We start from the raw sequence: 23,810 nt of genomic DNA on the forward strand, positions 1-23,810 counted from the left end.
GGTTGTTCAGCCTAGGTTCAGCGTCGTACCGGACGTTTCTGCAGCTTGCGTTGCAGGGTGCGGCGGTGCATGCCCAGGGCGCGGGCAGTAGCGGAGATGTTGCCTTCGTGCTCGGTCAGGACACGCTGAATGTGCTCCCACTGCAGGCGGTCCACCGACATCGGGTTTTCCGGTACCAGGGTGTCGAGGTCGGCATGCTCGGAGAGTAAGGCGGCCAGCACATCGTCGGCGTCTGCCGGTTTGCACAGGTAATTGCAGGCGCCGCGCTTGATGGCCTCGACGGCGGTGGCGATGCTGGAGTAACCGGTGAGAATCACCACGCGCATTTCCGGGTCGAGTTCCAGCAGCTTGGGCAGCAGCACCAGACCGGAGTCGCCGTCCATCTTCAGGTCGAGCGCGGCGTAGTCCGGCAAATCGGCCTGTGCGATGGTCAGGCCTTCTTCAGCCGAACCTGCGGTGCTCACACGAAAGCCGCGACGGCTCATGGCGCGCGCCATCACGCGGGTAAAGGTAGCGTCGTCATCTACCAGCAGCAGGTGCGGCAGTTCTTCGCCTTCGACTTGGATCTCGTCACTCATCGATATCTCCTCGTGCAACACGGGGCAGGCGCAGCTCGGTGAGCGTGCCGCCTTCCTCATGACTATAGAGCTTCACTGAGCCACCCGCGCGGGTCACGCTGGCCTTGCTCAAAAACAGGCCCAAGCCGAAGCCTTTGCCCTTGGTGGTAAAGAAAGGTTTGCCGATCTGCTCGGCAATAGCCAGCGGCACGCCGGCGCCGTGGTCACGAATGCTGATGGTCACGTTTTCTGCGTCCCAATCCAACTGTACGCCAAGGCCTTCCGGGCAGGCGTCGGCAGCATTGTTCAGCAGATTGAGCAGCGCCTGAGTCAGGTCCGGCGGCGGCGCCATGCGCGGTACTGTGCCCTGCCCCAGCAGACTGAAACGATAACTGGCTTCGGGACGCATCAGGTGCCAGCGGTTGAGCGCTTCGTCGAGCCACTGTGTCACGTCCTGCATCTCCACCGCCAGGCGGCGATTGGCTTCGGCGGCGCGCACCAATTGCTGCAAAGTCTGCTTGCACTGCTTGACCTGCTCGCGCAATACGCCGAGGTCTTCTTGCAGCGCAGGATCGGGGTGGTCCTGAACCATTTCGTTAAGCAGCACGCTCATGGTGGCCAGCGGCGTACCCAACTCGTGGGCGGCTCCGGCGGCCTGGGTGGCAACGGCCAGCAATTGCTGGTCGCGCAGGCCTTCTTCACGGCGAATGGCGCGCAGTTCTTCCTGGCGGCGCAGTTCTTCGGCCATGCGCGCGGCGAAGAAGGTAATGACGGCGGCAGACAGGGCAAAACTCAGCCACATCCCATAGATCTGCAGGTTTTCCCGGGCAATTGGGAACGTTTGCAGCGGGTAGAACTGTGCCAGCAGCAAGGTGTAGAGGGTCAGGGCGATACCCGACAGCACCACCGAGTAGCGCCACGGCAACGTCACGGCGGCGATGGTCAACGGCACCAGGTAATAAGACACGAACGGGTTGGTGGAGCCACCGGAGAAATACAGCAACACACTGTGGATAAACAGATCGCAGGCCAGTTGCAGCGCGTATTCAAGTTCGGTCACCGGCCATGTAGTGCGCAAGCGGATGGCAGTGAACACGCACAGCACGATAGAGAAACCAAGGGTCACGCCCAGTTGTAGCCAAGGCAGCGGCAGCAGGTCGAACCAATAGGCAAGCCCGACCGAACCGGCCTGTGCGGCCAGTACCAGGGTACGAATGAACGTCAGGCGCCAGAGATTCTGGCGGGTGGCGGAAGTCAGTTTTACGGCGGCGAGCATGAGCTCTCCCGGTGAGCGCAGCGGGTAGATCGCATCGAGTATAACCAAGACACGACGATGGCAGGGTGCGTGCGGCAAACCGCCACAGCACATTCGCACACATATTCTGCGGCATTCATTCAGGAACCGCTGTGAACGACGGACCACCCAAGGCGCATTTCCCACGCGTCACTCAGGCGGTGCCCATGACTGTACTTGATCACAGCAGGACCGAGGGCTGGTTGCGGAAGTTCTGAAATAGAACCTCAGCTACAGGCCCACCGCTTCCACCCGGCAAGGCGCAGTCGCTGAGCCTGGCAAACGGCCCTTCTACAATTTGTTTGTATTGTGTAAACCCGAAGAACCCCACGTCGCCGTCTACAGTCATACCGAACACGAATATCCCAAGGAGCTTCCATGTCTCGTTTCAATCGCAGTGCAGCCGTTCTCACCCTCAGCGCGCTGGCCAGCCTTCCGGCGCTGGCCGCCGATGAGCTGCATTACAACCAGATCTCTCTGCGTGCCGAAGTCAGCCAGGAAGTGGCCCGCGACAAGATGATCGTTACGCTCTACACCGAGTCCCAGAACAGTGACCCGGCCAAACTCGCCGCCACTATCACCACCGCCATGAACACAGCGCTGGGCCAGGCTCGTGAAGTCAAGGCTGTGACTCTGCGCCAGGGCAGCCGCAACAGCTACCCGATCTACGACAACAAGACCCAGAAAATTACCGGCTGGCGTGAACGTGCCGAACTGCGTCTGGAAAGCGCGGACTTCCCGGCACTGTCCAAACTCACAGGCGAGCTGCTGAGCACCCTGAAAATGGACAGCATGGATTTCGCCATCGCCGACAGCACCCGCAAGGCCAGCGAAGACGCCCTGCTCAAGGACGCGGTGGCTGCCTTCAAAGCGCGCGCGCAACTGGCCACCGACGCCCTGGGCGGCAAAGGTTACAAAATCGTCAACCTGAACTTCAACACCAATGGTTATCCACAACCCTACGCACGCGGCGCGATGATGATGAAAGCTGCCGAGATGGATTCTGCACCGACGCCGGAAGTCGAGGCCGGTACCAGCCAGGTCAACATGAGCGCCGATGGGGTGATCGAAGTCTTGCAGTAACCGTTTCAATTCATAAAAACGGCGCAGCCTGATGGCTGCGCTTTTTTTTGCCTGTCATTCCATCAATGCAATAACGCCCAGCGGCGCCCGCCAAACAAACCACACTTTAATAGGGTCACCGCTATCAAAGAGGGCGATGCCGATACAGCTGCCCCCGAACGAAGCAGACCTATACTTAAAAATAAATTGCACATAAAACGCCAACATAAAAATTGAACCGTTGCCTTGTGGACTGCCACTTAGTTAAGCCAACCACTTCTAACTCACTGCTTAACTAATCGAACACACCAACAGGAACCATTCACACAACTTTTATGCTTCGGCGCAAAACACGAAAACCGTAAATTTCAATTACAACACAATTCTATTCAGGCACAGGGCAACCAGACACCACCAAAAAGTCGGAACAAACACTTTTGCCTGATAGATCGACATATAAAACATTATTCGAGCGCTCATAAGGATGATGGGATTGCGAGAGTTAACCCAATGGAAACGACGCGAAACATGATCTAACCAGCATCAAAATACCGGCAGTTGAAAACAATAGTCACACCGAAGCTATTGCTTGGCGACGGACGATTAACACTATGACATCCACGAGTAAAATGAGCCTTTAATGAACATACATTCAGCGTCCCCACTTCCACCTGCACATCGCCATCATGCTCATTCAATCAGCGCTCCCCCCTCTTCACAGAATATAACTGAGAGCGGAAGGGGCACCTCGCGCCATACGACGAGTCCGGCCACGCCCAGCAATCCTGAAGCAGCTGTCCAAACAAGAGTGATTTATGGGTCAGACACTTTATCTGCGCCTTCGGCTGGCTACACCCTGCAAGAACGCAAGCAGCGCATCAATGATTACGCTTTTCGCGTCATGATGCTGACTGAAAAAATACCCAGCATCCATCAGGGTGAAAGAAGCGTTAACTTCCAGAATGCCCGACTGTTCATGGAGCCCGCCGGCTACTTCAGCGGTGGTTTATTGGCCGCGGGGTACGACCCTCATGAAAAATTCACAGTGACGTTCTCTTCCTACACGGGAATGGGAAAGCCGGAAAACCTGAGCAGCAGGTCGGAGCGCACCTACTTTGCATGGGAAATTGCAGCAGGTGCTTTAGCGCACGATAAAGTGCAACGGGGCGGCCCGGTCAACTTCAACGAAATGGATATAGCGGCGAAGGATAAAAGGAAGATCGACCAACTGGAGTCGGTTGGTAAAACCCTTCAAAATCATTGGGAAAATGAAGTATCCAAACCCATGCGCGATCCTTCGGGCCCACTGGCGGCCATCTCGGGAGAAGCGGACGCGTATGTTGTAAAAGGAACATTGCAAAGCCTGCGCAGTGATATAGGGAGCTTTAACAAGTTAAGCCCTCAAGGGCAACAAGCGGTCGCGCGCACCCTGGACAACAACTCGCAAGTCATCATTCCAAACGTATACGGCTATCCAATGTCAGGATATGCCTTTATTGCGTACACCCCTTATGATGGAAATTATGAACACCGGCCCAACCAAGGGTTAATGATTGACATCAAGAATGGTTCTGCCCATGAGTTACATGGTGATGCAGATTTTGCAAGCTGGGCTAAAGACAACCACGCCAACTTACTAAGAAGTTTTAATACCCGAGACATACAAGGAGGCAAGGATTCGCACTGGCCAAGTGCGGCCTACGTGCTTGATACGTTAATTTCAGGAGCCAATGCCCACTTCCCTGGCTATCACAACTTTCTTTCAGATGAGGAGATACCGGCGGCGCAACTATTTAACTACACCCGAGCCCGAGGCGGTGATTATCGGTTGAAGTTTGGCACCTTGAACAATGGCGTGGCCTCTCACTATCAAGCGGTGAATGCCAAGAATGCGTTATGGTCCGACCAGACTGAAGTCTTTGGTTCCTCGCAGCAGGACTGGAAGTCTGCGAAAGACTTCTGGGGTAATACATTCGGGTACGTCCCTGTCATTGGTAACACGGGCAACATCGTATTCGGCGTCCATGATGGCCTCTACGGTATGACGGCAGAAGATCGTGTGGGAGGCAATGCAGCAGCGGTCATATCAAGCCTGCAATTAGCCCATGAACTTGCTCCAGGCGCTGTAGAGTCCGGACTGAGTGACACCCTCAAGGGTACTGGCCTCCCGAGTGCCGAAAATTACACCTGGAAGCGAAACTCGCAGACACACGACTTTGAGTTCGTGAACGCTCCCAAGCCCCCAAAAAATACCGATGACATCAGCGTTCCAACTAAAGGACTGCCTGGCAACCGGCTGCGCCCCAGCCAAGCGGGGAACATCAGCCAGCACGCGGTGCCGGACGGCGAGCAACTGATCAAAAACACTGCACCCAACGCCAAGGGTATTTATCAGATCAAGGATGCGAGCACAGGCGCCGACCGCTGGCTCATCCGCTACGCCGACGCAACCGGCACCAGCAAGGTGTACGAGATCCGGGAGGATTTCAAACTGAGCAACAACTATGTGCAGATCATTGACCGCGAAACCAGACTGCCAGTGACGACAGTCCACTCTTCGGGCAATGGCGAATGGGTGTCGGCCAAAGGAAACGGCGGTATCAGGTTGCCCTGGGGGCGCAGCATCTCACCCCCACAAATCGAGGAAATAAAGCCCACACCGTCCTTTGCCAATCATTTCCTCAATACCGACGGCAAACAGATGGAAGGTTCCGCAAGAGTCGATGAATTCTTGAAAATCAAAGCGGGAACCAACTACGACTTCGCCACTACCAATTTCGAGGTCAGCGGAAGCCGCCCCAGAGCGAATTTCAAGGTGTTTTGGAACATCGACGAGACTGGATTTTCCGTTGAATCGGGTGAAAAGGCACAGCTCACGGAACACAGCTCCAGCGAATACTCACCCAACTTTGTTTTGGATATAAACCGCAATCCCTACAGCGTCACCTCGACCGAAAATGGGCTAACCGAGACCCTGCAACTGGACGCCACGGCGGGTTCGGCCGAAAGCATCAGGCAAGCGAGGCTCAGGCAGTTTGAGAGCGCAATTGTTGATGCGGACCTACGTGCACGCATTTCCGAAGTAGCCCATCAAGGCTCAATAGCCCCGGCCACCATTGAATTGAACGGCAGTTCGGTACTGCAGGATGGCTACTACTTTGGCGCTGACGACACCCAGTTCCACATCAATCACGATGTGTCTAATGGCGGGTCCGATAGCGTGACAACGGTCCGGATCACCTCCAAAGGGCACCTCTCCAACCCGGAAAAAGATATCAACCGTGTTCCGGGTGTGGAGGTGATCATCAAGAGAACGTTCACGATCCGGGAAGGCAATGATCTGGATAGTTTATTCACGATCGACAAAGACGCCCCCACTCACATCGAAGTAGTGGTCGCCCCATAGCCGAAGCCTGGCTACAACGCCCCCTTACATGACGCCCCTGAACGGCGGTAACCTCGGTCACCGCCGTTTTCATTTGGCTACGGTTACATGCCTGCCACTTCAGGGGTCTCCATGGAAAGAATCGCCTTAAAACCGCTCCTCCTCGCCGCCGGCCTGCTGGCGTTCATGCCAATGGCCCAGGCCGCCAGCACCCTGGTCTATTGCTCCGAAGCGAGCCCCGCTGGATTCGATCCCAGCCAGTACACCAGCGGCACTGATTTTGATGCTTCCGCCGAAACCGTGTTCAACCGTCTGACCCAATTCAAGCGCGGTGGCACCGAAGTCGAACCCGGTCTGGCAACAAGCTGGGATGTGTCCAGCGATGGCCTGACGTATACCTTCCACCTGCGCGATGGCGTCAAGTTCCACACCACCGATTTCTTCACGCCCACCCGTGACTTCAATGCCGAAGACGTGCTGTTCACCTTCAACCGTCTGCTCGATGCCGACAGTCCGTTTCGCAAGGCCTACCCTTCCGAATCGCCGTACTTCACTGACATGGGCCTGAACACCACGATCAAAAGCGTCGAAAACCTCGACGAACATACCGTGCGTTTCAACCTGAACAACGTCGATGCGTCCTTCGTGCAAAACCTGGCCATGAGCTTTGCCTCGGTGCAGTCCGCCGAGTACGCCGCGCAATTGCTCAAGCAAGGCGCAGCCTCGGACATCAATCAGAAGCCGGTGGGCACCGGACCATTTGTGTTCAAGCGCTACCAAAAGGACTCGCAGATTCGCTACGTGGCCAATAAACAGTATTGGAAACCCGAGGACGTAAAGCTCGATAACCTGGTGTTCGCCATCACCCCGGATGCCGCGTCGCGCCTGCAAAAACTCAAGGCCGGCGAATGCCAGGTCAGCGGTTACCCGCGCCCCGCCGATATCGAAGTGATGAAACAAGACCCGAATTTGCGCGTGCTGCAGCAAGCCGGGTTCAACCTGGGCTTCCTGGCGTACAACGTGACCCACCCGCCACTGGACCAGCTCAAGGTGCGCCAAGCCCTGGACATGGCGATCGACAAGCCGGCGATCATCAAGGCCGTGTACCAGAGCGCCGGGCAATTGGCGCAGAACGCACTGCCACCGGCGCAGTGGTCTTATGACCCCACCATCAAGGACGCCCCTTACGATCCCACCAAAGCCAAGGCGCTACTTAAAGAAGCAGGGGTTGCACCCGGTACCACCATCAACCTGTGGGCGATGACCGTACAACGCGCGTCCAACCCGAATGCGCGCATGTCGGCGCAGATGATCCAGCAGGATTGGGAAAAAGTGGGCATCAAGGCCAATATCGTCAGTTATGAATGGGGCGAGTACATCAAGCGCGCCAAAAATGGCGAGCACGACGCGATGATTTACGGCTGGACCGGTGACAACGGCGACCCGGATAACTGGCTCGGCGTGCTCTACAGTTGTGCCGCGGTGAAGGGCAGCAACTACGCCAAATGGTGTAACCCGGCCTATGACAAGCTGGTGCAGCAAGCAAAGGTCAGCAGTGACCGTGAGCAGCGCATCAAGTGGTATCAACAGGCGCAAAAAATTCTTAAAGAACAATTACCTATAACGCCTATTGCAAACTCGACGGTTTTCCAACCCCTGCGCAAAGAAGTCAAAGACTTCAAGATCAGCCCGTTTGGCCTGACGCCCTTCTACGGCGTGAGTCTAGATAAGTAACAGCGACGCCCCAACCAAGTGCGCTAGACGCCTTGGTTGGGCTTTTTTGGTGCGCCCTGCGCACCGAAAAAACCCTCAAAACAGATACAAATATGTCAAAACTTTCATAATTGCGACATTCCTGTACGTTCGTACCACTCTTTCCCGCCTGCAACGGTTCAGCATCTTGCAATGGGTATGGCGCCTGCATAAGTATCCGCAGGCCGACTCACGAGGTCGCCCTCACCACCAAAAATGACAACAAATCATGAGGCCAACATGCTTAAACACGCAGTCATTCCGTTAATTGTTAGCGCTGGCCTTATGGCCGCAGCCCCTTTCGCCCAAGCGGCGACTAACCTGGTGTTCTGCTCCGAAGGGAGCCCGGCCGGTTTCGATCCAGGCCAGTACACCACCGGAACAGACTTCGATGCTTCGGCCGAAACCATGTTCAACCGTCTGAGCCAGTTCGAACGTGGCGGCACCGCTGTTGTTCCTGGCCTCGCCACCAGCTGGGACGTATCCCCGGATGGCCTGACGTACACCTTCCACCTGCGCGAAGGCGTCAAGTTCCACACCACCCCGTACTTCAAGCCCACTCGTGAATTCTCGGCTGACGACGTACTGTTCACCTTCAACCGAATGATCAACAAAGACGATCCATTCCGTAAGGCCTACCCCACTGAGTTCCCGTACTTCACGGACATGGGTATGGACACCAACATCAAGAACATCGAGAAAGTCGACGCCCACACCGTCAAGTTCACCCTTGGCACCGTGGACGCCGCTTTTATCCAAAACCTGGCGATGAGCTTCGCGTCGATCCAGTCGGCCGAATATGCCGCCCAGTTGCTGAAGAACGGTACGCCTCAGGACATCAACCAGAAGCCAATCGGCACTGGCCCGTTCGTGTTCAAGAGCTACCAGAAAGACTCGAACATTCGTTACACCGGCAACAAGGACTACTGGAAACCTGAAGACGTGAAGATCGACAACCTGATCTTCGCTATCACCACCGACCCGTCGGTGCGTATCCAGAAGCTCAAGAAAAACGAATGCCAGATCACCCTCTTCCCGCGTCCGGCCGACCTCAAGGCGCTGGGCGAAGACAAGGACCTGAAACTGCCGAACCAGGCCGGTTTCAACCTGGGTTATGTCGCCTACAACGTCATGGACAAGGTCAAGGGCAGCGACCAGCCCAACCCACTGGCTGACCTGCGCGTGCGCCAGGCGCTGGACATGTCGGTCAACAAGCAGCAGATCATCGACTCCGTTTACCAGGGCGCCGGCCAACTGGCCGTCAACGCCATGCCGCCGACCCAATGGTCCTACGACACCACCATCAAGGACGCCGCCTACAACCCCGAGAAAGCCAAGGCGCTGCTCAAGGAAGCGGGCGTCAAGGAAGGTACCGAAATCGTGCTGTGGGCCATGCCGGTTCAGCGTCCGTACAACCCGAACGCCAAACTGATGGCTGAAATGCTGCAGAACGACTGGTCCAAGATCGGCCTGAAGGTCAAGATCACCAGCTACGAGTGGGGCGAGTACATCAAGCGTTCCAAAGGCGGCGAGAACCAGGCCATGATCATTGGCTGGAGCGGCGACAATGGTGACCCGGACAACTGGCTGAACGTGCTGTTTGGCTGCGATTCCCTGTCCGGCAACAACTTCTCCAAGTGGTGCGACAAGAAATTCGACGGCGTCGTGAAAGAAGCCAAGGCCACATCGGATGTCGCCAAACGCACCGAGCTGTATAAGCAGGCGCAACATATCCTCAAAGATGCAGTCCCGATGACACCTATCGCGCACTCGACGGTGTATCAACCCATGCGCAACACCGTGCAGGACTTCAAGATCAGCCCGTTTGGCTTGAACTCCTTCTACGGCGTGAGCGTCAGCGGCAAGTAAGGATCATTGACGGCGACGTTTCGTAACGTCGCCGTTATTACATCCGCCTGGCCCTTAGGAAATTGACCACGTTCGCAGCCGATGCTTCCTACAGCAACGAACTGCGAAACGGGACTCCGTTGCCTACAGGGTCAATCCAATTTGGCGCATTTACTGTGAAGTCCGCGACCCATAACGTCGTAGGACAGCAGAGGCTCCGACTTGGGAAAGGCACTTGCTGTGTGTGGGATCAGTGATGTCTCCCTGGCTTTGCGCCTGGGTGATTGCTCGCTGATGACAACTACAAACAAGGATCGGGATCGTCATGCGCCATACCACCGTTCTATCCGCCATTTTTGGCACCAGCCTGCTGGCCATGGCCACCATGGGCCACGCCGCCGACAAGAAGAGCCTGGTGTTCTGCTCGGAAGGCAGCCCGGCAGGTTTTGACACCGCGCAATACACCACCGCCACCGACAACGACGCGGCCGAGCCGCTGTACAACCGGCTGGTTGAGTTTGAAAAAGGTGCAACCAACGTACAGCCTGGGCTGGCGACCAAGTGGGATATTTCCGAAGACGGTCTGACCTACACCTTCCATCTGCGTGAAGGGGTGAAATTCCACAGCAACAAGGAGTTCAAGCCGACGCGCGACTTCAACGCCGACGACGTGCTGTTCACCTTCAACCGCATGCTGGACCCCGACCACCCGTTCCGTAAGGCCTACCCCACCGAGTTTCCGTACTTCAACGGGATGAGCCTGAACAAGAACATTGCCAAGGTCGAAAAAACCGACGCAAACACCGTGGTGATGACCCTGAACACGGTGGACGCCGCGTTTATACAAAACATCGCCATGAGCTTCGCTTCGATTCTCTCAGCCGAATACGCCGAGCAGTTGCTCAAGAGCGGCAAGCCCAGCGACATCAACCAAAAACCGATCGGCACTGGCCCGTTCGTGTTCCAGCGCTATCAGAAAGACTCGCAGATCCGTTACACGGGCAACAAACAGTACTGGGACCCGAGTCGAGTTCAGCTCGATCAACTGATTTTCGCCATCAACACCGACGCCTCGGTGCGGGTGCAGAAGCTCAAGGCCGGGGAATGCCAGGTGACCCTGCATCCGCGTCCGGCTGACGTCGATGCGCTCAAGGCCGACCCGAAGCTTCAACTGCTGACCAAACCGGGCTTCAACCTCGGCTACATCGCCTACAACGTGCGCCACAAGCCATTCGACCAGCTCGAAGTGCGCCAGGCGCTGGACATGGCGGTGAATAAGCAGAGCATCCTGAATGCCGTGTACCAAGGCGCGGGGCAACTGGCGGTCAACGCCATGCCGCCGACGCAATGGTCTTACGACGACACCATCAAAGACGCCGCCTACAACCCGGAAAAAGCCAAGGAACTGCTCAAGGCTGCCGGTGTGAAGGAAGGTACCGAGATCACCCTGTGGGCGATGCCGGTGCAACGGCCGTACAACCCCAACGCCAAGCTGATGGCCGAAATGCTGCAAAGCGATTGGGCCAAGATCGGCCTGAAAGTGAAGATCGTCAGCTACGAATGGGGCGAGTACATCAAGCGCACCAAGAACGGTGAGCACGATATCAGCCTGATCGGCTGGACCGGCGACAACGGTGACCCGGACAACTGGCTGGGCACCCTCTACAGCTGCGACGCTATCGGCGGGAACAACTACTCCATGTGGTGTGACCCGGCGTACGACAAGCTGATCAAGCAAGCCAAGGTCGTCACCGACCGCGAACAAAGGACTGTTCTCTACAAGCAGGCTCAGCAATTGCTCAAGCAGCAAGTGCCGATCACGCCTGTCGCCCACTCGACGGTCAACCAGCCGTTAAGCACCAAAGTCGAAGGGTTCAAAGTGAGCCCCTTCGGCCGCAACGTGTTCTCGGGCGTCAGTATTACCCCATAAGAAAATAACCGGATTGCAGGAGAGCGAAGTCAGCTCTCCGGCAAACGTGCAGCCTTTTATTGGGATTTTTCCTACGGCAAACGTTTGCAAGTGCCTGAACGAGTTACACACCAATAGTCGGTTCACCTAAAAAGACCGGCATAAAAAAAGAGAACCAAAGGAGCTTCACCCATGAAACTGAGCAGCAAAGCGCTTCTGGCCCTGGCCATCAGCACCATCACGGCAACCGCCTACGCTGAAACCCAAAGCCAGGACTTCGTTCCTACCACGTTGGCCGGCACCAGCGCCCAAAGCGAGGCCAAAGGCTTTATTGACGGTCAAAGCCTGGGCGGCACCACGCGTAACTGGTACTCGAACGAAAAATTCAACCGCAACACCCGCATCACCTATTTCAAGGATAAAGGCGACCTGACCAAGACCAGCATTTCCCGTCGTTACAACTGGGACCAAGGCACCATCCTCAATTACACCTCTGGGTTTACCCAAGGCACCGTTGGGGTCAGCACCGAAGTTGCGGCCTACAACGTGATCGCTCTGATCCGTGATCAAAAAGACATCGGCGGCGGCTCCAACCGCACCCTGGCCCACGACCGCGGTGACGCGGTGGACCAGTGGAGCAAACTGGGCCTGGCCAACGTCAAGTTCCGCGTATCCAACACCACGCTGACCGCCGGTCGCCAGAACTTCAGCAGCGGCATCGTCGACACCATCGGCAACCGTGCCCTGCCGTCGAGCTTTGAAGGTGTGAGCTTCAACAGCGAAGAATTCAGCAACCTGTCGTTCCAGGGCGGCGTGTTCGATCGCGTTTCGCCACGTACCGAACAGAGCCTGTCGAAGTTCCGCAGTGAGTACAACAGCAAGGGCGCAGCGGGCGTCGAGACTGACAAGGTTTACACCCTGGGCGCTAACTACCAGCCGCTCAAGAGCCTGAAAACCAGCTTCTTCGCAGCCAACGTGAAGGACTTCTGGAACCAGTACTACTTCGGCGCTACCCACGAGCTGGGTGACAGCTCGGTACTGGGCCTGACCACCGGCTTCAACTACTACAAAACCGTCGATGAAGGCAAAAAGCTGATGGGGGATATCGACAACGATACCTACTCCCTGTCCCTGGGACTGACCCACCAGGCCCACAGCCTGACGTTCTCGTACCAGCAAGTGAACGGTAACGAGTACTTCGACTACCTGCACGAAACCAACGGTATCTACCTGGCCAACTCCCTGACGTCGGACTTCAACGGCCCGAACGAGAAGTCCTTCCAGGTTGCCTACGGTATCAACATGGCCGAATACGGCGTGCCTGGCCTGAAGTTCAACATCTACACCGCTCGCGGCTGGGGCATCGACGGTACGCACTACACCGGCAACCGCGGTGTAGAGAACAAAGGCTACGACGGTGTCCAGGCTCAGGATGGCGAACACCACTATGAATACGGTGTTGGCGCGTCTTACGCCCTGCAAAGTGGCCCGCTCAAAGCCACCACCATTCGCGCCACCTACGTAGCGCACCGTGCTAGTGAACAACAGTCTGACGGCAACCTGAACGAATTCCGTCTGGTTACCACCATCCCGTTCAACATTCTTTAATTAGCGCCAGGTAGACGGCGGGCTCAGGACGAGCCCGCCGTCTACGCTTGTCTGGTCCCATCGATTGCAGAGGGCTCTGAATGAAAATGCTCCCGCTACAAGCTGCCGTTGCCGCAGCGCTGTTAAGCGTCGCTATCGGCGTATCGGCCAAACCCCTGGTGGTCTGCACCGAAGCCAGCCCGGAAGGTTTTGACCCGGTCCTTTACACCACCGCCGTCACCGCCGATGCCGCCGCTGAAACCATGTTCAACCGCCTGGTCGACTTCAAGCCAGGCACCACCGAAGTGGTGCCTGCACTGGCCAAAGACCTGCCAGAGATCAGCGCCGATGGCCTGACCTACACGTTCCACCTGCGTGACGACATCAAGTTCCACACTACCGACTACTTCAAACCCACGCGCAACCTGAATGCTGATGACGTGCTGTGGAGCTTCCAGCGCCAGCTGGACCCGAATCACCCTTGGCACAACAAGTCCGTCGTGGGCTATCCCTACTTTGAAAGCATGGGCTTCAAGGAACTGCTCAAGAGCGTAGAGAAGACTGACGATCACACCGTCGTCTTTACCCTGACTCGTCCTGAAGCACCGTTTTTGGCCGACCTGGGTATGGCGTTCTCTTCGATCCACTCCGCCGAATACGCCGACCAACTGCTCAAGTCCGGTAAGACCGACGACCTGAACGCCAAGCCGATCGGTACTGGTCCGTTCATCTTCACGCGCTACGCCAAGGACGCCCAGGTACGCTTCAAGGCCAACCCGGAGTATTTCCGTGGCAAGCCGGCAGCAGATCCGCTGATCCTCGCGGTCACTACCGACAACAACGTACGCCTGCAGAAGCTCAAGGCGAACGAATGTCAGATCGCGCTGTTCCCCAAGCCCGATGACATTCCAAGCATCAGGAAAGACCCGAACCTCAAGGTCGATGAACTGGCGGCGATGACCACCAGTTACACCGCAATGAACACCACTCACAAGTACATGAGCGATGCACGGGTTCGCCACGCGATCAATATCGCGTTCGACAAAGCAGGCTATACCGAAGCCCTGTTCGGCAAAGGCAATGCGGTCGTGGGCACCGGCCCGTATCCACCGACTTTGCTGGGTTTCAATACGAACCTGAAAAACCCGCCCCGTGACCTCGACAAAGCCCGCGCCCTGCTCAAGGAAGCCGGTGTACCGGAAGGCACCGAGTTCACCCTGTTTACCCGTAACGGCGGCGGCCCAACCAACCCCAACCCGATGCTCGGCGCCCAGCGCATGCAGGCGGATCTGGCGCAGGTTGGCTTGAAAGTGAATATCAAAGTCATGGAATGGGGCGAGATGCTCAAGCGCGCTAAAAACGGCGAGCACGACATGGTCTCGGCTGGCTGGGTAGGCGATAACGGCGACCCGGACAACTTCCTCACGCCCAACCTGAGTTGCGATGCCGCTAAAAACGGCGAAAACTACGCCCGCTGGTGTAACAAAGAGTTTCAAGCCCTGATCGACAAAGCCCGCGCAATTGATGAACCCGCGGCTCGGGCTGCGCTCTATGAACAAGCACAGGACGTTTTCGAAAAGGACCAACCATGGCTTCCCATGGCTTACCCGAAACTGTTCACCGCCATGCGTAAAAACGTAGAAGGCTTTACCCAAAGCCCTCTAGGTACAAATAACTTCGCCACCACCCAGGTGAAGTAAATAAGAGAAACGCTCGGCGCCGTCCACCAGGACGGTGCCGAACCTGCCTAACCGGCTGATTGAGGTACACACCAAGATGTTTAGTTTTATTGCCCGCCGACTGGGGTTATTGATCCCCACGTTTTTCGGCATCACGTTGCTGACGTTTGCGTTGATTCGCATGATCCCCGGCGACCCCGTCGAAGTCATGATGGGCGAACGACGAGTCGACCCCGAGATGCACGCACAGGCAATGGAGCGCCTTGGCCTTAACAAGCCGCTGTATGCGCAATATTTGGACTATGTCGGCAAACTCGCCCAAGGCGACCTTGGCGAATCGCTGCGTACCCGTACCAGCGTGTGGACCGAATTCACCGCCCTTTTCCCGGCGACCCTGGAACTGTCCATGGCCGCCCTGTTGTTCGCCGGTATCCTGGGCCTGTTGGCCGGGGTGATCGCGGCACTCAAGCGAGGATCCCTGTTCGACCACGGGGTGATGGGCATCTCCCTCGCGGGCTATTCGATGCCGATCTTCTGGTGGGGCTTGATCCTGATCATGTTCTTCTCGGTGAGCCTGGGCTGGACCCCGGTTTCCGGGCGTATCGACCTGCTCTACGACATCGAGCCGCGTACCGGCTTCATGCTGATCGACACCCTGCTGGCTGACGAGCCGGACGCGTTCTGGGACGCGCTGCACCACCTGATCCTGCCGGCCATCGTGCTCGGCACCATTCCGTTGGCAGTGATCGCACGGATGACCCGTTCATCCATGCTCGAAGTGCTGCGTGAAGACTACATCCGTACCGCCAAGGCCAAAGGCCTGTCGCCGGCACGCGTGGTATTTGTCCACGGCCTTCGTAACGCGCTGATCCCGGTACTGACCGTGGTCGGCCTGCAAGTCGGCACCCTGCTGGCCGGTGCGGTACTGACCGAAACCATCTTCTCGTGGCCCGGCATCGGCAAATGGCTGATCGAAGCCATCGGCGCGCGGGACTACCCGGTGGTTCAAAACGGCATCCTGCTGATCGCCTGTCTGGTGATCCTGGTGAACTTCGTGGTGGATATCCTCTACGGCTTCGCCAACCCACGCATCCGTCACCAGCGCTGAGATCATGACCATGACCACACCTACTCCCGTGTCAGCAGTCGATCAAAGCCTGCTGTACCCGTCCCCGTACAAAGAATTCTGGCAAGCCTTTTCCAAGAACAAAGGCGCGGTTGCCGGCCTGTTCTTCATGTTGTTGATCGTGTTTTGCGCGATCTTCGCGCCGTGGGTTGCACCCCACAACCCGAGTGAGCAATACCGTGACTTCCTGCTCACCCCGCCGTCGTGGCTGGAAGGCGGGCAGATCCAGTTCCTGCTCGGCACCGACGAGCTGGGCCGTGACCTGCTCTCGCGCCTGATCCAGGGCTCGCGCCTGTCATTGCTGATCGGTTTGTCGTCGGTGGTGATGTCGCTGATTCCCGGCATCCTGCTGGGGCTGTTCGCGGGCTTTTTCCCGCGCCTGCTCGGCCCGACCATCATGCGCTTGATGGACATCATGCTGGCCCTGCCGTCGCTGCTGCTGGCGGTTGCCATTGTCGCAATCCTCGGCCCTGGCCTGATCAACACCGTGATCGCCATCGCTATCGTCTCGCTGCCGTCCTATGTGCGTCTGACCCGCGCGGCGGTGATGGGCGAGTTGAACCGTGACTACGTGACCGCCGCGCGCCTCGCCGGTGCAGGCCTGCCACGCCTGATGTTCATCACCGTGCTGCCTAACTGCATGGCACCGCTGATCGTGCAGGCGACCCTGAGTTTCTCTTCGGCGATTCTCGACGCTGCCGCGTTGGGCTTCCTCGGTTTGGGCGTTCAACCGCCAACCCCTGAGTGGGGCACCATGCTGGCTTCGGCCCGTGACTACATCGAACGCGCCTGGTGGGTGGTGAGCTTGCCTGGTTTGACCATTTTGCTCAGCGTGCTGGCAATCAACTTGATGGGTGACGGACTGCGCGACGCGCTGGACCCGAAACTCAAGAACGCCGCCTGAGGAGATTCCCATGTCACTGTTAGAAATCAAGAATCTCAACGTACGATTCGGCGACAAGACCGCCGTGCCAGTGGTCGATGGCCTCGACATTTCGGTCGACAAAGGCGAAGTCCTGGCGATCGTTGGCGAATCGGGCTCGGGTAAATCCGTGACCATGATGGCGCTGATGGGACTGATCGAGCATCCCGGCATCGTTACCGCAGAAGCCCTGAACTTTGACGGCAAGGACATGCTCAAGCTGAGCAACCGCCAGCGCCGCCAGATCGTCGGCAAAGACCTGGCGATGGTGTTCCAGGACCCGATGACTGCGCTGAACCCGAGCTACACCGTGGGTTTCCAGATTGAGGAAGTGCTGCGCCTGCACCTGAAAATGTCCGGCAAGCAAGCGCGCAAGCGTGCCATCGAGCTGTTGGAAAAGGTCGAAATCCCGGGCGCCGCCAGCCGTATGGACGCCTACCCGCACCAACTGTCCGGCGGCATGAGCCAACGTGTGGCAATCGCCATGGCCATTGCCGGTGAGCCCAAGCTGTTGATCGCCGATGAGCCGACTACCGCGCTGGACGTGACCATCCAGGCACAGATCATGGACCTGCTGCTGGCCCTGCAGAAAGAGCAGAACATGGGCCTGGTGCTGATCACACACGACCTCGCCGTCGTGGCGGAAACCGCCCAGCGCGTGTGCGTGATGTACGCCGGCCAAGCCGTGGAAGTCGGCCAAGTGCCGCAACTGTTCGACATTCCGGCACATCCGTACAGCGAAGCGCTGCTTAAGGCGATCCCTGAACACAGCCTCGGAGCTACGCGCCTGGCCACGCTGCCGGGTATCGTGCCCGGCCGCTATGACCGCCCGCAGGGTTGCCTGCTGTCGCCGCGTTGCCCGTATGTGCAGGACAGCTGCCGTCAGACACGCCCGGGCCTCGACCCTAAATCCAACAGCCTTGCACGCTGCTTCTACCCCTTGAACCAGGAGGTGGCGTAATGGCCGTCGTTCTTACCGCCCGCGACCTGACCCGTCACTACGAAGTGTCCCGTGGCCTGTTCAAGGGCCACGCCACCGTGCGCGCCCTCAATGGTGTGTCGTTCGAACTGGAAGCCGGCAAGACCCTCGCGGTTGTAGGCGAGTCGGGTTGCGGCAAATCTACCCTGGCCCGTGCACTGACGCTGATTGAAGAACCGTCGTCCGGCTCCTTGAAAATCGCCGGTCAGGAAGTGGCCGGCGCCGACAAGGCCCAGCGCAAGCAATTGCGCAAAGACGTGCAGATGGTGTTCCAGAGCCCGTACGCCTCGTTGAACCCGCGCCAGAAGGTCGGCGATCAACTCGGCGAGCCGCTGTTGATCAACACCAATCTGTCCGCCGCCGAACGCCGCGAAAAAGTGCAGGCGATGATGAAGCAAGTGGGCCTGCGCCCTGAGCATTATCAGCGCTACCCGCACATGTTCTCCGGTGGTCAGCGCCAGCGCATCGCCCTGGCCCGCGCCATGATGCTGCAACCGAAAGTGCTGGTGGCGGATGAACCGACCTCGGCACTGGACGTGTCGATCCAGGCGCAGGTACTCAACCTGTTCATGGATTTGCAGCAGGAATTCAACACGGCCTACGTGTTCATTTCCCACAACCTGGCGGTGGTGCAGCACGTCGCGGATGACGTGATGGTGATGTACCTCGGCCGTCCAGTGGAGGTGGGCCCTAAAGAAGACATCTACGCGCGCCCTTTGCACCCGTACACCCAGGCGCTGTTGTCGGCCACCCCTACCATTCATCCGGATCCGAACAAACCGAAGATCAAAATCGTCGGCGAGTTGCCCAATCCACTGAACCCGCCGTCAGGATGCGCTTTCCACAAGCGCTGCCCGTACGCGACGGCGCGGTGCAGCAGCGAGGAGCCGCAATTGCGCGCCTTGGATAACCGGCAGGTGGCTTGCCACTATGCCGAGCAGTTCGTGGCCTGATCCCCACAAAAAAGGCCCTGGGGTTTCACTCCAGAGCCTTGCTTGAGTTCTACAGCCCTTCCCGCCAGGTTGCGCATCAGCCTGGCAGGAGGGGTTTTTTATGTCTGGCTGTCGCCTTCATCGTCCGGGTCATCGCTGTCCGGATCGTCGGTGGTGGAGTCTTCATCATCCTTGCTGCCGCCTTGGTCTTGATCACCCGGTTCAGCCTCGGACTTGGCCAGTTGCAGATCCTGCGCACTGTGCACCGCCGACAGCGCCACACCGCCCTGCGCCGGGTTATGCGCCCAGGCCGTCGACATCCCCAACGACAACAGCACCAGCACCTTTATCAACAACACTACGCGTTGAAAAATACTCATGGTTGATTCCGTCCAGTCAGTAGGTGAATCCCGCGCGGCAGCTGTTCAGCCCCGCCAGCGTTGACGCTAGCCGCGATACGGTGTTTGCGCCAGGGCTCAGGTGTCGCCGTCGTCGTAGGTTTCGCTGTCTTCGCCTTCGTTGTAAGGGTTTTCCGCATCCTCCTTGGGCGCAGGCTGGGCTTGCGGCTGCCAACTGCCGGAGTTGACCTCGTTTTGCTTCTTCTTGGTGACAGGGCCGGTGTCCTTCCACTGCGGCGCTCCTGCGCCCGCCAGTGCCGGAAGGGCCGTCAGCCCCAGAGCGGCCAGCAACACCAAGGGGATGGCGCGTTGAACATTTCGCACGGTGGTCTCCTTTACAGTCGGTGGGTAAACGCTAGACCCGATGCAGGCTTCTCGCCAATCCCATGCCTGTTGAAAGCAAAAATGTGGGAGGGGGCTTGCCCCCGATAGCGTAGTGTCAGCCCCGAATGTACTGGCTGACACACTGCTATCGAGGGCAAGCCCCCTCCCACATTTTGTTTTGCAACGCCCAAGAAAAAGGGCGAAGCCATCACAGCTTCGCCCTTCTCCTTACCGCTCAGACCTTAATGGTGCTCGCGAGTAGCCCGGAATTTCACATCCGGCCAACGCGCCTCCATAAATGCCAGGAGTCTATAAGGGTTCGGGTTCGAAACGAGTAGCTTGATAGATAAAGGGCATTGAACACATTGCCAATGTAGCTGTTACCACCCAAATGCTATGCCCACCGAACAAACCGTAAATTTGTCCGCCCAATGCCGGACCAAAAACGGCACTGGCACTCCAGCAAACAGAAAAAAGCCCGAAGTAATGCCCGCTTTTACCAGATTGCGCAAACTGCATAACAAGTACGCTTAGGGTCGGCAAAAATAGAATTTCGCCAAGCGTCCAAAGTGCAGTTGATATAAAAACATAAAATGGATCAGAGCCAAAAGGCAACATACTTAGCCCAACAGCAAGCAGCAGACTGCCGGTTAAAATCTGGCGACGAGCCCCCCAGCGCTCAGTCCAGTGAGAAATTGGAATTTGCAGTACCACAATCAACCCAGCATTCAATGCAAATTGCCATCCTATAAAGTCCGCACCGAGGTGATAGTAGTCGATCAAGTAATTCCCAAGCATGCTGTAGATCGGTTCAAAGGCAAGTCCAAGTAAAACGCTGGCCGCCAATAGCCAGAGAAAAGATCGGTCTCTGTAGGGCTTTTGGGAAGTCTTATTGAAGTCGTCTGGAACACACGACACTTCTACAGTTCTATGTAAAATCGAATAGGCAAACCACAGAAGCCCAGAAAACATCACCGCAGCACTGACAAAAAACAACCATCGAAAGTCGATTTGTGCCAATGCACCGCCCATCACCCCTGCAACCGCCATTCCTAAATTCGCTGCGACGCGATTCAATGCCTGGGCCCGAGGCCTTTCCATCACATCACAATATTCCATGATTAAACGTTGGTGCAGTGTTCGAACGGCCCCATCAAATACACCGCCTAATACCAGAAGCCCAGCAAGCACATACATATTCGTACTAAGCCCCAAGAGAACCAGTACGATGCCACATCCGAATAAAAGTATTAGAGTAAGTTTTGCGCAAGGGACATGATCACTTAATAAGCCCCCACCCAACGAACCTACTAAAAGGCCGACACCATAACCCGACAACAACCAGCCGACCCATTCAATAGGCAAACCCAGAATTTGACGGAGATACAGCGCCATAAACAGCTTGACCATGGCGCTCACTCGATTAATAAAAATCAGTGATGCAAGCACCCAAGCCACTTGACTGAAATAATGATTAAGTCGAGAGGCAAAGAAATTAAACCTAACCATATAGCGAATCCAAATCCCGAAACACCGCCCCATCTATTCCGCTTGACTCGAACGGAATATCTAAGCGCGCAACATTATTTGCATCGTAAAAATATAGCGCCTTTAACGACTTACACCCAGCCTCTATTAACAGAGGGTTATTTATTAAAAAATACCTGACTGAGGGGCTAAGTGCTGCCATCCGAATAAGCAAACGCCAATCACCGAAATTATTTTCCGGAATAACAGCTCTCGTACCAAACCGTTTTTTATATTGAAACGTCCCCTTAGTCAGAAATGGCTCGCACCCCTGAAAATCAACATAGTCAATAGCTGAACTATTCGCCGCCCACTCTATAATTGAGTGATAAACAAAGTTTTGAGAGCCGTTAACCCGATAAGTACCGCTCCCATTTTTAACTCCGATTAGCCGAGCATTTAGTATCCGACCAGACTTATCAATTTGCGAAACGCTTCCCGCGACCCACTCCTTGGCATCGTATATCCGAAACAACACGCCTTGTTTGAACAAGCGAGCGTATGCTTCTTTTTCCTCGACGCTACGCGCCAGATCTCCATAGCGACTCTTCATCGTTGGCAAATGCATCGAGTGATAAAACTCAAAAAAATCATGATCTTCAAACGAAACATTGTAATGAAATCCCTGAGCGACACATTGCTCTCGCCGCTTACCCTCTCTCTTAGACAGCTGGCTCTTTATGTCATCCCAGGGTCCAGACACATCAACCGCCTGATGGATACGACTTACCCCCACAACATCACTGTCCAGCGCAAAGTGGCTAATGATCGTCTTAGGGGCCATTAGACATAACATCTCGCTTTTGACTATTTGCAGAAAGCATTCAAGCTCCCTCCATTCAAAAGCGCCTTGACGGACTACAGATGAACGTTCGAAAAAACGCTCTTCTATAAACGGCGCAATATAGACCAACCCCTCTCTGACACCCACATATGTAATTTCAGCCTCTTCACCTAATACAGAGTATCCCTTGACAACGCGAAAATGGCATAACTTATCTACCGACATACTCACAACCCAACTTTATGATTAACGCTAGCGAAAAAACGCCAGCATTTCTTCAGCAGTGTTTATATAAGTCAAACCATTTGCAGCGATGCGTTTATAATCCTGACATGAGTAGGAGCCAGAAGCATGTATGGTACATCCGTTACTCGGCGTTAATAATCCACGATCAATTGCATTCAAACACCCGCAGAGCGCCATGACTAATGACCACTCCTTAAGATCCCGAGGGTCTGAGGGTAGCTTCACCGGGGTATTCGCTAATAATTGCACGCACTCGCTATAACGCTGCAAGCATTCATGAAGAGATACAACAATACCTGAACCGCCGCCTTCTCTTATTGCTGCAGTCATCTCATCAGCAGTAGTAGGCTGATGTGTATAAAAAGTTGGTTCAAGGACCTCACTTGGACTCCAAGTCGTAGCAGGGAAATGTGGGGATGCTGATTGCCCCCATAGTCCGCCGACCAAACGTGAATAGCGAGGCGTAGACGTTCCTGAAAAATCACCATCCAGCATGTGGAGTACCATGTCACTTGTAGCCAAATGCTGGACCAATAGAAATGATGGCGATGCTACAGCGTGTTTGTTTTCCCTTAAAAATTTTACCCCTGACAAATAGCCTAAGAGTCCATATGCGCTTGAGACTGCATGCACATGTACTGTTTTTCTGCCCACATCCCAAGCGTCTCCGTATTCGAAGTCAAAAAAAGCTCGGGTTTGGTCAGAAAAGCGGTAGTTTTCAAGGCGTAGCGAATGCCATAACTTTAAGTCGCTGATCCCTGCCTTAGAAAACGCCCCCTTAAAATCCTGACCGATCACCTTCACTCGTTCTGGCGAGTCCGTATCTAGCACGAAAATTGGATTTAGAGCACGAAGCCTCGGGTTGTCATATAGTTCTGTAGATCTAAGTTTTTCGACAGTTTGGGCTGGGGTCAGTGTAATAATCCTCAGTTGTGTTTCATCAACCAATTTTGCCTGCAGGGCACGCAGTACAGCGTCGCGCAATGCTATTGCCTTATTTCCCGAGGAAGGTGAAAACAGTAAAATCCTCTCCCTGTTTTCTGGATATGACAGATAGCGCGAGCAACTATCAGGGTCGATGCAAGTGTTTTCGTTGTTTGTGTATTTGGATTTCCTCTCAGATCAAGTAAGCGTAGTGGTACGTCCCTATACGCTCCAAGCTCAAAAAACTGCGCTGTCGCTACTGAAAGAAATTGGCGCATAGGCTCATTCAATAACGGCAGTTCCATTGAAGGTTCGAACCCGCCATTAGAGCTAGGCGATTCAAAACCGGCAGAACTTTGTGAAAGTAAATCGTAGTAGCGTTCTAGAATAGCGACCCTTTCATTGACTCTTCCTTCCACGCTTCTTAACGCCGCTGCCGGGTTAGCATTATCCATCTGTAGTTACTCCATAAAATAGGGTAGCGCGACATGGAAGCTAGACGTAGGAAAAACCCTTGTCATCATGAAAATCAAGACGAACAAAGAAATAGAATAGAGCTACTTATATGAAGGATT

17 protein-coding genes and 1 pseudogene are annotated in these 23,810 nt (G+C 55.8%); 11 read left to right on the forward strand and 7 right to left on the reverse strand.

The window, feature by feature from the left end; genetic code table 11:
- Positions 1–17: 17 nt before the first annotated feature.
- Together AB4N82_RS05565 and AB4N82_RS05570 are read right to left on the reverse strand one after the other, a co-directional pair.
- Complete coding sequence (locus AB4N82_RS05565; RefSeq protein WP_003171731.1) at positions 18–578, reverse strand: response regulator transcription factor; 561 nt, start codon at positions 576–578, stop codon at positions 18–20.
- Positions 571–1,833 (reverse strand): ATP-binding protein, encoded by a 1,263-nt coding sequence (locus AB4N82_RS05570; protein WP_032886234.1) that lies wholly within the window; start codon positions 1,831–1,833, stop codon positions 571–573. Before AB4N82_RS05570 ends, AB4N82_RS05565 begins: the two co-directional genes overlap by 8 nt.
- Before the next feature lie 396 nt (positions 1,834–2,229).
- Here AB4N82_RS05570 and AB4N82_RS05575 point away from each other — a divergent pair, with 396 nt between their 5' ends.
- The 11 genes from AB4N82_RS05575 to AB4N82_RS05625 all read left to right on the forward strand — a co-directional run bounded on the left by AB4N82_RS05575 (position 2,230) and on the right by AB4N82_RS05625 (position 19,053).
- Entirely contained in the window at positions 2,230–2,934 is a 705-nt protein-coding gene (locus AB4N82_RS05575) for an SIMPL domain-containing protein (protein ID WP_095183826.1), read from the forward strand.
- Between the two features lie 880 nt (positions 2,935–3,814).
- On the forward strand, positions 3,815–6,319 hold the full coding sequence (locus tag AB4N82_RS05580; protein ID WP_460104588.1) for a hypothetical protein: 2,505 nt from the start codon (positions 3,815–3,817) through the stop codon (positions 6,317–6,319).
- A gap of 111 nt (positions 6,320–6,430) precedes the next feature.
- Positions 6,431–8,032, forward strand: coding sequence for an ABC transporter substrate-binding protein (locus tag AB4N82_RS05585; RefSeq protein ID WP_122764734.1), 1,602 nt, complete (start codon positions 6,431–6,433; stop codon positions 8,030–8,032).
- A 258-nt stretch (positions 8,033–8,290) separates the two neighbouring features.
- Complete coding sequence (locus tag AB4N82_RS05590) at positions 8,291–9,919, forward strand: ABC transporter substrate-binding protein (protein ID WP_032886231.1); 1,629 nt, start codon at positions 8,291–8,293, stop codon at positions 9,917–9,919.
- A 355-nt stretch (positions 9,920–10,274) separates the two neighbouring features.
- Positions 10,275–11,828: an ABC transporter substrate-binding protein gene (locus AB4N82_RS05595; protein ID WP_371260713.1), complete on the forward strand. Its 1,554-nt coding sequence runs from the start codon at positions 10,275–10,277 to the stop codon at positions 11,826–11,828.
- A 171-nt stretch (positions 11,829–11,999) separates the two neighbouring features.
- Positions 12,000–13,415, forward strand: a complete 1,416-nt coding sequence (locus AB4N82_RS05600) for an OprD family outer membrane porin (protein WP_032886229.1) — start codon at positions 12,000–12,002, stop codon at positions 13,413–13,415.
- 80 nt (positions 13,416–13,495) lie between these two features.
- Positions 13,496–15,094, forward strand: a complete 1,599-nt coding sequence (locus tag AB4N82_RS05605; protein ID WP_095183824.1) for an ABC transporter substrate-binding protein — start codon at positions 13,496–13,498, stop codon at positions 15,092–15,094.
- 76 nt (positions 15,095–15,170) lie between these two features.
- Positions 15,171–16,181 (forward strand): ABC transporter permease subunit, encoded by a 1,011-nt coding sequence (locus AB4N82_RS05610; protein ID WP_003171721.1) that lies wholly within the window; start codon positions 15,171–15,173, stop codon positions 16,179–16,181.
- A 10-nt stretch (positions 16,182–16,191) separates the two neighbouring features.
- Entirely contained in the window at positions 16,192–17,103 is a 912-nt protein-coding gene (locus AB4N82_RS05615) for an ABC transporter permease subunit (RefSeq protein ID WP_032886481.1), read from the forward strand.
- Between the two features lie 10 nt (positions 17,104–17,113).
- Positions 17,114–18,082 (forward strand): ABC transporter ATP-binding protein, encoded by a 969-nt coding sequence (locus AB4N82_RS05620; RefSeq protein WP_122764733.1) that lies wholly within the window; start codon positions 17,114–17,116, stop codon positions 18,080–18,082.
- A complete protein-coding gene (locus AB4N82_RS05625; RefSeq protein ID WP_095183822.1) occupies positions 18,082–19,053 on the forward strand; it encodes a peptide ABC transporter ATP-binding protein in 972 nt (323 codons plus the stop codon). Before AB4N82_RS05620 ends, AB4N82_RS05625 begins: the two co-directional genes overlap by 1 nt.
- A gap of 98 nt (positions 19,054–19,151) precedes the next feature.
- On the opposite strand, the gene AB4N82_RS05630 is transcribed toward AB4N82_RS05625, so the two are convergent.
- The 5 genes and pseudogenes from AB4N82_RS05630 to AB4N82_RS05650 all read right to left on the reverse strand — a co-directional run bounded on the left by AB4N82_RS05630 (position 19,152) and on the right by AB4N82_RS05650 (position 23,690).
- Positions 19,152–19,412 carry a hypothetical protein gene (locus AB4N82_RS05630; protein WP_122764732.1) on the reverse strand — a complete coding sequence of 87 codons (261 nt, stop codon included), beginning with the start codon at positions 19,410–19,412 and terminating at the stop codon, positions 19,152–19,154.
- A gap of 96 nt (positions 19,413–19,508) precedes the next feature.
- On the reverse strand, positions 19,509–19,754 hold the full coding sequence (locus AB4N82_RS05635; protein WP_032886224.1) for a hypothetical protein: 246 nt from the start codon (positions 19,752–19,754) through the stop codon (positions 19,509–19,511).
- Positions 19,755–20,063: 309 nt separating this feature from the next.
- On the reverse strand, positions 20,064–21,263 hold the full coding sequence (locus AB4N82_RS05640) for an MFS transporter (protein WP_122752407.1): 1,200 nt from the start codon (positions 21,261–21,263) through the stop codon (positions 20,064–20,066).
- On the reverse strand, positions 21,256–22,290 hold the full coding sequence (locus AB4N82_RS05645) for a hypothetical protein (RefSeq protein ID WP_233896952.1): 1,035 nt from the start codon (positions 22,288–22,290) through the stop codon (positions 21,256–21,258). Before AB4N82_RS05645 ends, AB4N82_RS05640 begins: the two co-directional genes overlap by 8 nt.
- A 27-nt stretch (positions 22,291–22,317) precedes the next feature.
- Positions 22,318–23,690, reverse strand: a pseudogene (locus AB4N82_RS05650) (DUF6002 family protein).
- Positions 23,691–23,810 lie beyond the last annotated feature (120 nt).

It is taken from the genome of Pseudomonas sp. H1_D04, from assembly GCF_054683855.1.